We start from the raw sequence: 15,028 nt of genomic DNA, 5'->3' as shown, positions 1-15,028 counted from the left end.
AGTGTTATCTCCATTCCGTCGGAATCTCCCCCGTATGCCTGCGGAACCAACGTGAGAAAGTGTCGTGGTTGGCAAATCCCAGCATCGTTGCAATCTGCGAAGGACGCAGACGGGTTTTCGATAACAGGTCTTTTGCTTCCAGCAATACGAACTCACTAATCCACTCGGCCGCAGAGATACCGGCTCCTTGCTTACATCGGATATTCAATTCTTGCGAAGTGATTCCTAATTTCTCTGCGTAAAAGTACGCAGGAGAATGGTGATATCTACTAATTAATGTCGCAAATCGTTGGAAAAAGAGTGAATTTTCTGTTTTCGGCGTGTCAGACACTGCTTTTCCCTGTTGTAAATTTATAATCAGAGCTCTCAGGAGAGATTCGACCACCTTCGCACGCATCTCTTTCATCTGTTCTATTTGCGATTCGACAAGGCGCAGATAGATTTTTGTCTCCTCGATTTCGTCGGAAGGAATATCGCGGTACACGAGGCGCTGGCGGTTAATCAACAGCTCTTCGGACACATAAACAATTATTCCGGAAAACCGGGTGCTGGGAAAGGCTTCGACCGCCGTCACGTCGTCGCTGGCAGCGAGTAAAAGTTGTCCGGCCGATACATCGTATGTATGGTGCAAGGCTTTACAGGTAAAAGTTCCTCCGGTACAGATTACGGCCAGGGTACCCGAGTCCAGAGGCAGCAATTTATAGTCTTCACCCTCTTTTACATATAGGATTCTCAGCGAACTTTCGAGCTTCAGTTCCGGTGTTGATACGGAATTATACAAATCAACAGGTAAGATTCTTTCTGCTTTCATCATCATGTCTTTTTGTCTGTAATTTAATTTCCGGGTAAACATAAAAAGGTGTCTTTTAGTTTATTATGTTGGGTGATTTTATCTTTAGTTAAAAAAATAAGACATATTCCGCAAACCAAATCTTTTATCAGTATCGCCTAAAAGTCTTTTGATCATATATCCAATGATTCTTTTGTTAGAGGTAGGTGTAAATAAATTTAGAGGTAGGTCTATTTTCATTTAGAGGTAGGTCTAAATCGATTTACACCTACCTCTAAATAAAAAAACATTAGCTCTTTTCATTCTTTTTATCCTAAACAAAAAAGAATCGTTATAGAGAGTTATCTTGATTTTTATTCGGTTCGCATACAATGCAACGATTATTTTATGTATGTTTGTCACATAAAGATCGTTGCAATGAAACAAACGAATACAATTCTAGCAATCATTCTGTTGGTGGTATTGGCAGGGTGTGGAGAAAACAAACAGTCAACCGATGATTTAATCACCGTCGACGTATCGAAAAGCTATCCTAAAAAGGAACTGATTCTTCAGGATTTTATGGATGTGGAATACATTGCGCTTGAAACCACCGACGAGTTTCTTACACAAGGTCTGGTAAAAGATGTAGGAAAAAAATGCTTACTGGTGACAAACAGGAATAACGACGGGGATATTTTTATTTTTGACAGAAAAACAGGCAAAGGAGTAAGAAAGATAAACCGGCAAGGGCCAGGAGCGGAAGAATATACAAGGATTAACGAGATTATTCTCGATGAAAGCAATGGCGAAATATTCGTAAAGTCGCCGGGCAATAAAATCCTGGTGTACGACCTTTACGGAAAATTCAAACGGTGTCTGAACCTGGACTGGGAAGTTTCATCTGTTTTTGATTACGACAAAAATAATTTAATTTGCTATGATATGTCAGATTATCATAATAAAGGAAAGGACAGAAGCAAAGCATACCATGTTATTCTATCCAAACAGGATGGAAGCATCACACGGGAGATTTTTATCCCTTTTAAAACGATTAACTCACCGATAGTGACCGATGGGAGTAACTTTGTGGCAAGTTATTCTTACCAAATACGCCTGAGCCACGGTCAATGGACACTCATGGACGCATCAGCCGACACATTGTATAACTACGCACCGGATGGAACATTAACCCCCTTTATCGTAAGAACTCCCTCTGCGCATAACATGCAGCCCGAAGTTTTTCTTTATATGGGTATTCATACCGACCGTTATTATTTTATGGAAACCGTTAAAAATGTATTCAATTTTGAAAAGGGTAACGGATTCTATACGGATGAACTGGTGTACGACAAGGAAGAAAAAAGCCTGTATCAAGTTGCCGTATACAATAATGACTATGCAGAAAAAAGAACCGTGGCTATGATTGCGAAATCAATTAATTGCGAAATCAATTAATCGCGAAATCGAAAACGTCACCAGTCTAAATGCCTCCCCTCTCGTTGAGATTTACAAGAAAGACCAACTGAAAGAGGGCAAATTGAAAGAAATAACCTCGAGGTTGGATGAAGAAGATAATCCGGTAATTATGCTTGTAAAACAAAAGAAATGAAAACATATCCACGTACAAACGACTTTCAGACTATCTACCTGAACACAGTCATTACAAACCCCAATATCCTTGTCGGCGACTATACGATATACAACGATTTTGTCAACGATCCGACCCAGTTCGAGAAGAACAACGTTTTATATCATTATCCGATCAATAAAGACCGACTGATAATCGGCAAGTTTTGTTCCATCGCCTGTGGAGCGAAATTCCTTTTCAACAGTGCCAACCATACATTAGATTCCCTGTCTAATTATACATTTCCCCTATTCTTCGAAGAGTGGGACCTGGATAAAAAAGACGTCGCCTCTGCCTGGGACAACAAAGGCGACATCGTCGTCGGCAACGATGTATGGATAGGTTATGAGGCTGTAATCATGGCAGGCGTACATATCGGAGACGGGGCTGTCATAGCAGCACGGGCAGTCGTCACCAAAGACGTCCCTCCTTATACCATCGTAGGCGGAACGCCGGCCAGGGAAATACGCAAACGCTTCGACGAAGAAACAATCGCCCGGTTGCTGGAATTACAATGGTGGGACTGGCCCACCGAAAAGATACGCCGTTCTTTACCTTGATATCATGGGGAAAAACCTCGACTCGTTGTCCGACCTATAGTTTTTGCGACAGATGCTATTCCAGCTCCTTCGCATAAATATGGATAGTCTGTAATGCGTTTAGGATGGTAGCCGGAATCATTTCCCGGCATTCTATCCTCAATACCTTCTCCCAATTCTCCAAGTCCACATGCCATTTGTCGATTTGGGGGAATTGGACGAAAAGCGTTTCGATACGCTTTATATCTTGTTTATTTCTTACGGATGTCCGGAAAATCAAAATATACTTTTTCATACACATTAATAATAAATTGGTATGCAAAAGTAGGCTCTATTGCAACCCGGAAAAGACTTATTCGACGAATCACGTCATTTCAGATGACGAAACAAGGAAAATAAACTACAAACAAGCCGGAGAAAATAATCAATCTGTTAAAACTAAAATGGAATAATTATATGAGAATCTGTATTGCACAAATTGAACCTATAAAAGGTGATATTCAAAAGAATCTGGGTAAACACCTGAAGTTCATAACGGCAGCATTGGCAAAACGACCGGACCTGATTATGAAATATGTATCAGTATGATCATTTTCCAACCCAACCAGGAAAGAATCACCTATTCAAAACAATATTTATATCCTACTGAAAAAAGGATATTCACACCAGGTACTACCTCATGTGTGATTCCTTTTGGCAAAACAGACATTATTGCTCCCGCCATCTGCTACAAGTTATCCAATAGCGAACACGCGGATTATGCACATAGATACTCAGACCAAGTCTATCGACATGCAACGAGGAGAAATGTTAAAAATGCAACCTTGAGGAAAAATAATAATATTTCCATGCGGTTATTAAAAAATAAATTGTACATTTGCTGGTAAAAAACGTAAATTTTTTCATAGTTAAGGTTTTGGTTAATAAGAGATGGCCCGCTTGTGAAAGCAGACCATCTCGTTTTTTTATACCTACCCATTATTTCCTCGGATCATACCAAAATCCTGAGGGAAAAGATTATACATAAATATTAGCTAGTCTAAATAAAAAGAAACGATCAATCACCTGCTTGGCGGCAGGAAAATAGATACGTGCTATTTGAGCCATATTGGGTCCATATCCAGAGTAATTTCCCGAACTTGAAAACGACAACGGCGCGAGAGTTTGAGAAGGGCCTTTGAGACTTTCTCTGCTGACGTCCCTTTGATCATGGCTATTATTGTTCCCTTCTTCCCTTTTGCCTCCTTGTTGATTAGGATGGTATAGAGTTCACCGGTAGAGAGGGGTTTCATCCAGGCCAACATAGGGTCCTATATTTTTCTCGAATAGAATCCAATCCTGAGCATGAGCAAGTTGCTCCCATTTTCTAAAATCACTCAGATGGTTCTTGTATTATGATTCAAGTTGCTTGGCCTCCATTCCATAATGATCGGCCAACGAACTAATGCTTATTGCACGAGAGTCGATCCAATGCTTTTAAAAAAGACGCAAACTCAACCGATATTTGCGTGCCTTCTGCCACTAACTTCCAATTGCGACTGACATTTAAAAAAGCGAAGATAAGAATATTTTAATCTTTTCCCTCAGGATTTCGGTATGATCCAGTATTTCTGCCAGTAGGCAAATAAAAAACCGCCATAAACACCTAGTTTACAGCGGTTTATTTTATAAAAGTGATCCGCCTGGGGTTCGAACCCAGGACCCCATCCTTAAAAGGGATGTGCTCTACCTGCTGAGCTAGCGAATCATCCGGTGCGTTACTTCTGTAATGCGGGTGCAAAGATAGAAGGTTGTTTTTTATTATGCAAATATTCCAATGACTTTTTTGAATTTTTTTTCATCTAACAAACGAAACACATTGGCTCACTGTACATAACCGGAACCAGATCTTTTCAGGTGTCACCTCCACATATTCGCCATTGACTAATACTGTTACTGGCCATCGTGTATCACTACTCATTTAAAAAGGTGCAAAAAAAGGCTGAAAGGGTATATGAAGAATACAATACCACCATAGATTTTAGAATCTGAAGATATTTATGTAAGTTTGTCCTGGAAAAAAATTACAAAATACATTCTTAAAAATATGGCAGACGACAAGAAAATTATTTTCTCGATGGTAGGCGTGAGCAAGACTTTCCCGCCGCAGAAACAAGTACTGAAAAATATTTATCTGTCTTTCTTTTATGGAGCCAAGATCGGTATCATCGGTCTGAACGGTTCCGGTAAATCTACGTTGCTGAAGATTATAGCCGGCATTGAAAAGGAATATCAGGGAGAAGTGGTCTTCTCACCCGGATATTCGGTAGGTTATCTGGAACAGGACCCGAAACTGGAACCAGGCAAAACCGTAAAGGAGATCGTACAGGAAGGAGTACAGGAAATCGTTGATACATTAAAAGAATACGAAGAGGTAAACGAAAAGTTCGGTGATCCTGAAGTGCTGGAAGACCCGGACAAGATGGATGCGCTGATCGCCCGTCAGGCCGAATTGCAGGATAAGATCGACGCAACCGACGCCTGGAACCTCGACAGCCGCCTGGAGCGTGCAATGGATGCCCTGCGTTGCCCGCCTGAAGACCAGATCGTGGATACGCTGTCCGGAGGTGAGCGCCGTCGTGTAGCTCTTTGCCGTCTGTTGCTTCAACAGCCGGACGTGTTGCTGCTCGATGAGCCGACCAACCACCTGGATGCCGAGTCTATTGACTGGCTGGAACAACATTTGCAGCAGTATGCCGGAACAGTGATCTGCATCACACACGACCGTTACTTCCTCGATCACGTGGCCGGTTGGATTCTTGAACTCGACCGTGGCGAAGGTATTCCCTGGAAAGGCAATTACTCTTCCTGGCTGGATCAGAAGACTAAGAAAATGGCTCAGGAAGAAAAGCAGGCCAGCAAACGCCGCAAGACGTTGGAACGCGAGCTGGAATGGATCAACATGGCTCCGAAAGCTCGCCAAGCTAAAGGTAAAGCTCGTCTGAACTCCTACGAAGCCTTGCTGAATGAAGACCAGAAAGAACGCGAAGCCAAGCTGGAAATCTTTATCCCGAACGGTCCCCGTCTGGGTAACAAGGTGATCGAAGCGCAACATGTAGCCAAGGCATTCGGTGAAAAACTATTGTTCGACGACCTGAACTTCATGCTTCCTCCGAACGGCATCGTGGGTGTGATCGGTCCGAACGGTGCCGGTAAAACAACACTATTCAAGATGATCATGGGCATGGAAAGCATCGACAAAGGTACATTCGAAGTGGGTGAAACCGTAAAAGTAGGTTATGCCGACCAGACACATAAAGACATCGACCCGAATAAAACAGTCTACCAGGTTGTTTCCGGCGGACAGGAATTTATCCGCGTAGGAGGAAAAGAAATCAACTCGCGTGCTTACCTGTCACGTTTCAACTTTGCAGGAGCCGACCAGGAAAAACTTTGCGGCGTCTTGTCAGGTGGAGAACGTAACCGCCTGCACCTTGCCATCACACTGAAAGCCGAAGCCAATGTGCTGTTGCTCGACGAACCGACCAACGACATCGACGTGAACACGCTGCGTGCCCTGGAAGAAGGTCTGGAGAACTTCGCCGGATGCGCCGTTGTCGTTTCGCACGACCGCTGGTTCCTTGACCGTATCTGTACACATATCCTGTCGTTCGAAGGCGATTCGAATGTGGTCTTCTATGAAGGTACTTATTCCGAATACGAAGAATACAAACGCAAGCAGGGTGGCGACACTGAACCGAAGCGTGTACGTTATCGCAAACTTATTGTTGACTAATTACTATTTTATTATTCATAATTCATTTAGAACCATGAAAAAAAGAATGCTCTGCATGGCGGCCATAGCCGCAGCATTTTTGTGCTTCGGAAGCGACGCAAATGCACAGAAGACAACCAAGTTGTTCAACGGAAAAGACCTGTCAAACTGGAACTTTGTCGTTGACAAAAATTCCGTTCCGCCCGAACAGGTTTATTCCGTAAGCGACGGTGTGATCAAGATCAAAGGCCAGCCTTTCGGTTATATGTACACGAAAGAAAAGTACGATAACTACAAGCTGCACGTGGAATGGCGCTGGCCGAACGGTGACCAGAATGCGAACAGCGGTATTTTCCTGCTGATCGCCGATCCGAAGAATCCGTTCCCGAACGGAATAGAATGTAACCTGATGCTGGGTAATGCGGGTGACTTTGTCCTTCTGGGCGGCTCCGACCTGATGCAATACCAGGGCAAGCCAGGTGAACCCCGTCCTGGTTTCCCAGTGGTGAAAAAGAACGCTCCGAGCAGCGAAAAGCCTGCCGGCGAATGGAACGAGGCCAACATCTATGTGAAAGACGGAAAGATCAACGTCTATATCAACGGCGTTTATCAGAACACCGGATGGAACAAGCAGAAAGACGGTTATATCGGCTTGCAGAGCGAAGGTAAGGAAGTGGAGTTCCGCAATGTGACGATCACTCCCTGGTAAAATTATAATAAATCAGATTATCTGATAACACGGAAGGCGGCTACCTGGAGGATTCTAATCTCCGGCAGCCGCCTTTTATAATTTTTTTTCACTTAACCTATCCCGTTTCTTTTTGTTGTATGTAAATCAACAATAAAAATGAACGTCAAAATGAAACGGCACAAAACTTTATACATTTTCCTGCTCTTATTATTCCTGCACACAACGGCAAACGCCCAACTGCAAAAAGTAATCAAGGATATTTTCTCGGCCGATACGACCCTGACACATACCGACTCGTCCGCCATACAAAAGACAGACGCCGCCTTCAAACTGAAAGCCGGACAGATCCAGAAACTGGATTCGTTGCACCAGGAAACGGTTGACAAACTAAAGGACAGCAAACTTCATGAAAATTGGTGGGAAACGGGAAAACACGCCCTCTATTTCATGCTGGTGCTGCTGGGACAATACCTGCTGTTCCGCCTTTCTTCCTGGCTCTACCAAAAAGCAAAAGCACGTATCCAACAACTGAAAGATACCAGGTTAAAACCAATCTCCATCCAGAACTACGAGATACTGGATACGCAAAAGCAGGTCAAACTACTGGTCTTTATGGCAAGCATCGTACGCTACCTGCTGCTTTTCATCCTGCTGGTGCTGACGATCCCGATCCTCTTTTCGATCTTCCCGCAGACTAAAGAGCTCGCCTACAAAATCGCTTATTACATCTGGAATCCGGTAAAAAGCATCCTGGTAGGTATTCTGGATTATATCCCCAACCTGTTTACGATCATCGTGATCTGCCTGGCTATAAAATATATTATCCGTGGAATCCGTTACCTGGCAACGGAAATAGATGCGGGAAGGCTGAAGATTAACGGCTTTTATGCGGATTGGGCGATGCCGACCTATCATATCGTCCGATTCCTGCTGTATGCGTTTATGATCGCTATGATTTATCCTTATTTGCCGGGTGCCAATTCGGGCGTGTTCCAGGGAGTATCGGTCTTTGTCGGGCTGATCGTTTCATTGGGGTCGAGCACGGTGATCGGGAATATTATTGCCGGATTCGTTATCACTTATATGCGTGCTTTCAAACAGGGTGACCGGATTAAACTGAACGATACGGTGGGTAATGTAATCGAAAAGACAGCGTTCGTCACCCGCCTCCGCACGATAAAGAACGAGATTGTAACGATACCGAACTCATTCATTATGTCTTCACAGACGGTCAATTACAGTTCGTCGGCCAGAAGTTACGGGCTTATCATCCATTCCGAAGTGACGATCGGCTATGACACGCCATGGCGTCAGGTACACCAGCTTCTGATCGAGGCAGCCAAGGCAACGCCCGGAGTGATGCCCGAACCGGCTCCTTTCGTCCTCGAAACGTCCCTGAGCGACTTCTACCCCGTTTATCAGATCAACGCTTATATCCAGGAAGCGGACAAGATGACAAGCATCTATTCAGACCTGCATCAGAACATCCAGGACTATTTCGATAAGGCCGGTGTCGAGATCCTGTCGCCCCACTATACGGCGTTCAGGAACGGAAATGCCTCAACGATCCCCAAGGAAAAACCGGCAGCCGATTAAGCCGGCAATCCTTCTAATTGTTGTTCTTTCCATTCCACAAAGCCCGTGCCAAACATGCGGCCTGTCCCCTTCGCAAATCCGGGAACAGGCCGCACATAATCTTATATCCGACTAATTTAGAACGGGACCTCGTTACTACTGCCCTGGTTCAGGAAATCTGCACCGGCAGGCGGTATCGGAGGTAACGAATCGTCACTGTTCATATTCGATGAAAACTCACGTACAGCCACATCTTCATCAATATTCATGAACTTCGCATAATCGCCCTTAAATCGCAGACGCACATCACCCGTCGCACCGTTACGATGCTTGGCAATGATGATCTCCGCCAGACCGACCAGCGAGTTACCGCGTTCATCTTCCGTAATCTTATAATATTCGGGACGATGGATAAAGCAAACCATATCCGCATCCTGCTCGATCGCTCCGGATTCACGAAGGTCGGCCAACTGCGGACGTTTTCCTTCAGCTCCCTGACGGCTTTCCACACCACGGTTCAACTGCGAAAGTGCAATAATCGGGATATTCAGTTCCTTCGCCAACCCTTTCAACGAACGGGAGATGGTACTTACCTCCTGCTCACGGCTACCGAAACTCATACCACTTGCATTCATCAACTGAAGGTAGTCGATGATAATACATCTTACCCCATGTTCACGTACCAGACGGCGTGCCTTTGTACGCAACTCGAACACCGAAAGACTCGGCGTATCATCCACATAAATCGGAGCATCATACAATTCCTTAATCTTGAAGTCAAGCTGCTCCCACTCATAGCTTTCCAGGCGTCCGCTTTTAATCTTCTCACCCGGTATCTCACATACATTCACGATCAGACGGTTTACCAACTGAACGTTACTCATTTCAAGCGAGAACAAGGCAACCGGCACATTATGGTTCACCGCCATATTCTTCGCCATCGAAAGTACAAACGCCGTCTTACCCATCGCAGGACGGGCAGCGATAATGATCAAGTCAGAATTTTGCCACCCCGAAGTGATCTTATCCAACGCATCGAAACCGGTACGCGTACCGCTCAGACCTTCTTTCTGGTTTGCCGCTTTCTGCAACATATCCATCGCATCCTTGATAACCGGATTGATCTGGGTCACGTCTTTCTTTACATTCCGTTGCGAAATCTCAAACAATTTACCTTCGGCCTCCTGCATCAGGTCTTCCACGTCGATCGTCTCATCAAACGCTTTCCCCTGTATCATGGCCGTAAAAGAGATCAACTCCCTTGCCAGATATTTCTGGGCGATGATACGGGCATGATATTCGATATGCGCACTACTGGCAACCTTACTGGTGAGCTGCGAAATATAAAACGGTCCGCCCACCTGATCCAATTCGCCGCGTTTCCTCAGCTGTTCCGTCACGGTCAGCATATCGACCGGACGCTGGCTGGCTGCCAGATCCACAATAGCTGCATAGATCATCTCGTGCGACTTTTCATAGAAGCACTCCGGCTTCAATATCTCACTAATGATCGAATAAGCATCCTTCTCAAGCATCAAGGCACCTAAAACGGCCTCTTCCAACTCGCGTGCCTGTGGTTGTAGACGCCCCATATCAGACACGACCACAGGTTTTTGCTTTCCCCTTCCGGAGTTTCCTCTCCCGGTATTTTTAGTTCCTTCTGCCATTCTATTTTGTAATTTTCGGACACCAAAAAAATAAAAAACGCTCTTACATAAGATGATTTTCAAAGCGTTTTTATATCTTTCAATATATTCCTTGTAAAATTTGTGTAAAGATACTAGCAAACTTTTATTCCGCAAAATGATAGACAAAGAAATACCGGGCAGAGCATTCTACCTGGCTAACAACCCGACAATTTAGATAAAGCATCATAAAAAAAACGCAAACAACATCTAATTTAATCCCTATTAATTGTAGTTCCTATTAAAACATCACCTTCTCGATAAGGCTCTATTTTTCCGGATGCACTATACGAAGAAGGATTGGAAATATTAGCCTGTCCTGTTTTTGGATTTATATAAATAGATATTTTATTTCCAGATTTATTTCCTGCTCTAAAAGTAAGTATAATAGAACCTTTCTTATTCACTTTCTTTTTTAAATCTACTATAAGTCCTTTACTAGTAAAACCACCTATGCCATTATTCCCTGGATAAGGATGAGTATAAGAGCCATTATTTACTTGTAATATTTCCTTCTTTGTTCGTGACCCCATTATTTGTGCCCCGTTTTTCATGGTTTGAAATATATATTTATTCCCTTCAATTATCATAAAATTACAAGATTGATCTAGCCCCCTATAAGATAATTTATTATCATTTTCTTCAGTTAAACGATCAAATTTAATAATCCAGGTACCATTTTCTATTAACTCTTTGACCATTTGTTCACAATTGACATCTTGTCCCAATTTCTCTGAACCTCCTACATTTTCTTGCCCAAAAAGAAATGTGCAGTAAACCAGTAAACAGATACATAACAATATACTTTTCATATATACTTATTTATAGTAATAAATTCTAACTATGCCTTCTTTATTTCCTAATGACCCCGAGCCTGAAATTTGTTTCTCAACCTCTTTAATGTCTGTAATTTTATTATCGTCATCACGTACGATTTGATAAGAAGTCCATTTATCTCCGCAAATAGTACCTGAATCTATTTGAGAAAATGTAAGATCAACATACTGATCATTATACCTATTCGTAACTTCGACTCTTCTAGCAAAATACCATAAGAATTTATCAGCCGATAGTTTAAAAACAAGACGATTCCCAGATATTGCAAAATAATCCGCAAAAGGAAGATTGTATTGAATACTAGTAAACTCTTTAAATGTATAATCAAAATCCAACACATTACTTGGAGATGACACATCAAAATGGACCATATGATATATGGACTGGGATTTAATACTTGTTGTCAGAGCAAATAGTGTAACAACAATAAACATGAATCTAATTCTTTGTGTTTTCATAACTTTGTTTTTTATTATTAGTGGTTGAAACAAATGTATTACAAATCCAAACAGCATAGCACATTTTTTGTTGACAATTTGTTGACAATCAATAAAAAGCTGAATACTAAGCAATTAAGACACAAAATATATCAAACAAAGAAAAACAACATAATACCATAATAATCAATACCTTATAAACTGTCAATAAATTGTCAACAGTTAAATTAGCATATTAAATAATAAATGCATACATTAGTAGCTTTTTGACATAAAAACAACCTTACCCTCCTCTAACGCAGTTAGCGTAAAAATAGCGTATTAAATTTCGGACACTAAAATACGATTTTTATTTGGTATTCATTCCTTTTTTTTACCTTTGCAGCCGTAAAAAGTAATTAACTAATTATGGACGACAGTATTCCGCGAGAAACATTAACAAGTAAAAATTAGCGGACGGGGGTTTCTTATTACCTCTGTTCGTGTTAACAACGAAAGGAGGCAATAATGAAAACATTTCTTTATTGTGAAGCCGGTTTTGTGGAGAAAGACCAGTGGCTTCCTAACAGCTGGGTAAACGTAGAATGCCCTACACCCGAAGACATCCAATACCTTTTAAATCAATTTCACGTACCCGAATCATTCCTGAGCGATATCGCCGATACCGACGAACGTCCGCGTATCGAATACGAAGGAAACTGGCTGCTGACTATCCTGCGTATCCCGGTACAAAGCAAGGAAAGCGGTATTCCCTTCACTACCGTTCCGATCGGCATCATCACCAACAATGAGATTATTATCTCGGTATGTTATCACAAAACCGAGTTATTGCCTGATTTCATCCGTTACAGCCGGCGTAAAGAACTTGTGGTACGTCATAAATACGACCTGATCCTGCGCCTGATCCACTCATCGGCCGTCTGGTTCCTGAAATATCTGAAACAGATTAACAACGAAGTGGCACGTGCCGAAAAAGCCCTGGAAAAGAGTATCCGTAACGAAGACCTCCTGCGGTTGATGAAACTGGAGAAAAGTATGGTTTACTTCAACACTTCCATCCGTGGAAACGAAGTGATGCTCTCGAAGCTGCAAAGCATTTTCCAGGAACCGATGTATATGGATGCGGAACTGTTGGAAGATGTCGAAACAGAGTTAAAACAGGCACACCTCACGGTGAACATTTACAGCGATATCCTTACCGGAACGATGGATGCTTTCGCCTCCATCATCTCCAACAACGTGAATACCATCATGAAGCGCATGACCTCCATCTCTATTATTCTGATGGTACCAACGCTGATTGCCAGCTTCTACGGAATGAATGTGGTCAATTATATTGAAGACGCTCCCCACGGACTTATTGCGATCGTACTTTTATCGATCACCTTATCCGCTTTGGCATTCTTTATTTTCAGAAAGATCAAGTGGTTCTGATAATTACACAAAAACTCATACAAAAAAAGTCCCGGATATCCGGGACTTTTGGGTTTGTTTTGACGGGAAACAAATCGTTCTCCCGAAAAACGAGATATACTTATTTAAGGGTTGCGCCTCCGTCCCCACCCTGATTCCGGACGATCCAGGGTAAAACATTAAAATCCATTTTCAGATAAGCTTCGTATTCATCAGGTTTTTCCGGATCGATCTCCGGTGTACCGGAACCAAGTCCGGAAATATTCGTCACCAACAAACGGTAAATATTATTTCGTACTATCGCAAACTCCATAACTCCCATCTCGTTTTCCTTGTTATTATCCAGATGCCTGATCCAATAATTATAATAGCAATAATAATTGTTACCTTCCGGATCTTTCCGGTAACGTTTCACAAAGAACTTTGCCAGCTCTTCATCAGTCGAATCTTCCGTAATGCCATCCAGTTTAAGTCCGGCATCTTTCATCGCTTTAATACTGTTATAAAATTTATAGTTCGCATAATAAATAACATCAGGCCTTGCACTAGTTGCTTCTTTACCCTCTCCCCAAAGCGTACCGGGAACAAAGCTTGCCTTAAACCGTACCCCGGTCGAATAAGCATTCAACTGTGCCGTTTTAAACATGCAATTCTCCAGACAATAAAAACCGTGGAACGCATCAACCGGAACCGACTGCCAGCTTTCAGCCACAGAGGTCAATGGATAAGCATAATAACTATCCGGATTATCAAACCCTTTCGCTCCGTCTACCGTTTTCGAAAAGAAATAAGGGTCGATCACATAACCGTTATTCGCATTTATCTCTCCGAAATTTCCATTAGCAATAGTATAGGAAGAAGGAGCATTATTTGCTGTCAGCACCGCCGTATGACGAAACGTATAGAACCATCGGCTCAAATTGATATACTGGAATCCGGTCAGACTGATGGAAACATACTCTTTTCCATTTCCATCAACCAGGCTATAATCCTCTTTCGACTGCCCGACCAGAACTTTAGCCATCACACGTTCCAGATTGATAGTCACGATATCCGGTTCCTCCGACGGTAAAATCTCACGAACTGTCACTTTCAGATTTGAATCGGTCGTACCATCATACAAACCGCTGTTATCGGCACGGTTTGTCATCTGCAATGTGCCGTCTTCGGTCAAGACTCCGAAACCATCCTTATAAGTAGACCTATCCACCAGGTTTATAAACTCATTTTCCGTACTGAAAGAACCCGTAACATCTCCATTGGCAATCGTAAAGATATCATACGTACCCGGGTCTATCAACACCCGGTTGGCCGTATATTTCACCACATGCTCGTTTTGATTTCCGGATGAGCTATTTTCCGGTAATTGCGGACCGGCCGTACGTGTTATATTTTCCAGCCGAATCTTTTTATATAAAGCCTTCGTATCTGAATTAAACAGATAGACATTAAGCGACTTCACATTATATTCGTTCGCATTTCCGGTTTCATAAATACCCGAAGTTTCGGCATCTCCGGCTTTAGTTGAAGAACTGTTGGGCACAACAAAAGCAAAACGAACATTTCCTTCTCCTCCATCCACAAAACCGGAATTATCTTCCGGCAAAACATCTGCATCATTAATGCATCCGGCCAGCCCCAAAGCCAGGCATAACAGCCATACTGATTTTACAAAAAGTTTGTTTTTCATACGATAAA

13 protein-coding genes, 1 tRNA gene and 1 pseudogene are annotated in these 15,028 nt (G+C 42.7%); 7 read left to right on the top strand and 8 right to left on the bottom strand.

Translation table 11 applies throughout. From position 1 onward, the window contains the following. Positions 1 to 4: 4 nt before the first annotated feature. On the bottom strand, positions 5 to 811 hold the full coding sequence (locus NBH15_RS00890) for a helix-turn-helix domain-containing protein (protein ID WP_250821776.1): 807 nt from the start codon (positions 809 to 811) through the stop codon (positions 5 to 7). Between the two features lie 396 nt (positions 812 to 1,207). Between NBH15_RS00890 and NBH15_RS00885 the strand changes: the two are divergent. Together NBH15_RS00885 and NBH15_RS00880 are read left to right on the top strand one after the other, a co-directional pair. Continuing rightward, positions 1,208 to 2,381 (top strand): annotated as a pseudogene (locus tag NBH15_RS00885) (6-bladed beta-propeller). Next, positions 2,378 to 2,959, top strand: coding sequence for a CatB-related O-acetyltransferase (locus NBH15_RS00880; protein WP_250821775.1), 582 nt, complete (start codon positions 2,378 to 2,380; stop codon positions 2,957 to 2,959). Before NBH15_RS00885 ends, NBH15_RS00880 begins: the two are co-directional and overlap by 4 nt. A 55-nt stretch (positions 2,960 to 3,014) precedes the next feature. Here NBH15_RS00880 and NBH15_RS00875 read toward each other — a convergent pair whose 3' ends face one another. Next, on the bottom strand, positions 3,015 to 3,233 hold the full coding sequence (locus NBH15_RS00875) for a hypothetical protein (RefSeq protein ID WP_010803027.1): 219 nt from the start codon (positions 3,231 to 3,233) through the stop codon (positions 3,015 to 3,017). Between the two features lie 161 nt (positions 3,234 to 3,394). On the opposite strand from NBH15_RS00875, the gene NBH15_RS29190 reads away from it, so the two are divergent. Beyond that, positions 3,395 to 3,526, top strand: a complete 132-nt coding sequence (locus NBH15_RS29190) for a hypothetical protein (protein WP_255420003.1) — start codon at positions 3,395 to 3,397, stop codon at positions 3,524 to 3,526. Positions 3,527 to 4,032: 506 nt separating this feature from the next. Here NBH15_RS29190 and NBH15_RS29475 read toward each other — a convergent pair. Continuing rightward, positions 4,033 to 4,242, bottom strand: coding sequence for a hypothetical protein (locus NBH15_RS29475; RefSeq protein ID WP_443146931.1), 210 nt, complete (start codon positions 4,240 to 4,242; stop codon positions 4,033 to 4,035). A gap of 370 nt (positions 4,243 to 4,612) precedes the next feature. After that, positions 4,613 to 4,685 (bottom strand) — tRNA-Lys (locus NBH15_RS00865). A 339-nt stretch (positions 4,686 to 5,024) separates the two neighbouring features. Between NBH15_RS00865 and ettA the strand changes: the two genes are divergently transcribed. From ettA to NBH15_RS00850, 3 genes are all read left to right on the top strand, one after another. After that, positions 5,025 to 6,713, top strand: coding sequence for an energy-dependent translational throttle protein EttA (gene ettA, locus NBH15_RS00860; protein ID WP_250821774.1), 1,689 nt, complete (start codon positions 5,025 to 5,027; stop codon positions 6,711 to 6,713). 34 nt (positions 6,714 to 6,747) lie between these two features. Then, on the top strand, positions 6,748 to 7,401 hold the full coding sequence (locus NBH15_RS00855) for a 3-keto-disaccharide hydrolase (protein ID WP_044214392.1): 654 nt from the start codon (positions 6,748 to 6,750) through the stop codon (positions 7,399 to 7,401). 138 nt (positions 7,402 to 7,539) lie between these two features. Next, entirely contained in the window at positions 7,540 to 8,979 is a 1,440-nt protein-coding gene (locus NBH15_RS00850) for a mechanosensitive ion channel family protein (protein ID WP_244051027.1), read from the top strand. Positions 8,980 to 9,095: 116 nt separating this feature from the next. Here the strand turns inward: NBH15_RS00850 and dnaB are convergent, their stop codons facing one another. From dnaB to NBH15_RS00835, 3 genes are all read right to left on the bottom strand, one after another. After that, positions 9,096 to 10,625: a replicative DNA helicase gene (gene dnaB, locus NBH15_RS00845; protein WP_250821773.1), complete on the bottom strand. Its 1,530-nt coding sequence runs from the start codon at positions 10,623 to 10,625 to the stop codon at positions 9,096 to 9,098. Between the two features lie 233 nt (positions 10,626 to 10,858). After that, positions 10,859 to 11,455, bottom strand: coding sequence for a DUF4251 domain-containing protein (locus NBH15_RS00840; protein ID WP_250821772.1), 597 nt, complete (start codon positions 11,453 to 11,455; stop codon positions 10,859 to 10,861). 6 nt (positions 11,456 to 11,461) lie between these two features. Beyond that, the gene (locus tag NBH15_RS00835) at positions 11,462 to 11,938 is read right to left on the bottom strand and encodes a hypothetical protein (RefSeq protein ID WP_250821771.1); all 477 of its coding nucleotides are present in this window, start codon (positions 11,936 to 11,938) and stop codon (positions 11,462 to 11,464) included. Positions 11,939 to 12,424: 486 nt separating this feature from the next. Between NBH15_RS00835 and NBH15_RS00830 the strand changes: the two genes are divergently transcribed. Next, complete coding sequence (locus NBH15_RS00830; protein WP_007657016.1) at positions 12,425 to 13,351, top strand: magnesium transporter CorA family protein; 927 nt, start codon at positions 12,425 to 12,427, stop codon at positions 13,349 to 13,351. Positions 13,352 to 13,451: 100 nt separating this feature from the next. Here NBH15_RS00830 and NBH15_RS00825 read toward each other — a convergent pair whose 3' ends face one another. Next, positions 13,452 to 15,020, bottom strand: a complete 1,569-nt coding sequence (locus NBH15_RS00825) for an Mfa1 family fimbria major subunit (RefSeq protein WP_250821770.1) — start codon at positions 15,018 to 15,020, stop codon at positions 13,452 to 13,454. Between the last annotated feature and the right edge of the window lie 8 nt (positions 15,021 to 15,028).

The sequence above is a fragment of the Parabacteroides caeci genome (assembly GCF_023656795.1).
GTDB lineage: Bacteria > Bacteroidota > Bacteroidia > Bacteroidales > Tannerellaceae > Parabacteroides > Parabacteroides segnis.
The sequence above is the reverse complement of the archived record's forward strand: the minus strand, read 5'-3'. Positions and strand labels throughout refer to the sequence as shown.

Bases quoted from the DNA above. Each gene is read 5' to 3' on its own strand.
- NBH15_RS00875 (WP_010803027.1), bottom strand. From the start codon at position 3,233: ATGAAAAAGTATATTTTGATTTTCCGGACATCCGTAAGAAATAAACAA.
- NBH15_RS00850 (WP_244051027.1), top strand. From the start codon at position 7,540: ATGAACGTCAAAATGAAACGGCACAAAACTTTATACATTTTCCTGCTC.
- NBH15_RS00880 (WP_250821775.1), top strand. From the start codon at position 2,378: ATGAAAACATATCCACGTACAAACGACTTTCAGACTATCTACCTGAAC.
- NBH15_RS00890 (WP_250821776.1), bottom strand. From the start codon at position 811: ATGAAAGCAGAAAGAATCTTACCTGTTGATTTGTATAATTCCGTATCA.
- ettA (WP_250821774.1), top strand. From the start codon at position 5,025: ATGGCAGACGACAAGAAAATTATTTTCTCGATGGTAGGCGTGAGCAAG.
- NBH15_RS00835 (WP_250821771.1), bottom strand. From the start codon at position 11,938: ATGAAAACACAAAGAATTAGATTCATGTTTATTGTTGTTACACTATTT.
- NBH15_RS00840 (WP_250821772.1), bottom strand. From the start codon at position 11,455: ATGAAAAGTATATTGTTATGTATCTGTTTACTGGTTTACTGCACATTT.
- NBH15_RS00825 (WP_250821770.1), bottom strand. From the start codon at position 15,020: ATGAAAAACAAACTTTTTGTAAAATCAGTATGGCTGTTATGCCTGGCT.
- NBH15_RS00855 (WP_044214392.1), top strand. From the start codon at position 6,748: ATGAAAAAAAGAATGCTCTGCATGGCGGCCATAGCCGCAGCATTTTTG.
- NBH15_RS29190 (WP_255420003.1), top strand. From the start codon at position 3,395: ATGAGAATCTGTATTGCACAAATTGAACCTATAAAAGGTGATATTCAA.
- NBH15_RS00830 (WP_007657016.1), top strand. From the start codon at position 12,425: ATGAAAACATTTCTTTATTGTGAAGCCGGTTTTGTGGAGAAAGACCAG.
- NBH15_RS29475 (WP_443146931.1), bottom strand. From the start codon at position 4,242: ATGTTGGCCTGGATGAAACCCCTCTCTACCGGTGAACTCTATACCATC.
- dnaB (WP_250821773.1), bottom strand. From the start codon at position 10,625: ATGGCAGAAGGAACTAAAAATACCGGGAGAGGAAACTCCGGAAGGGGA.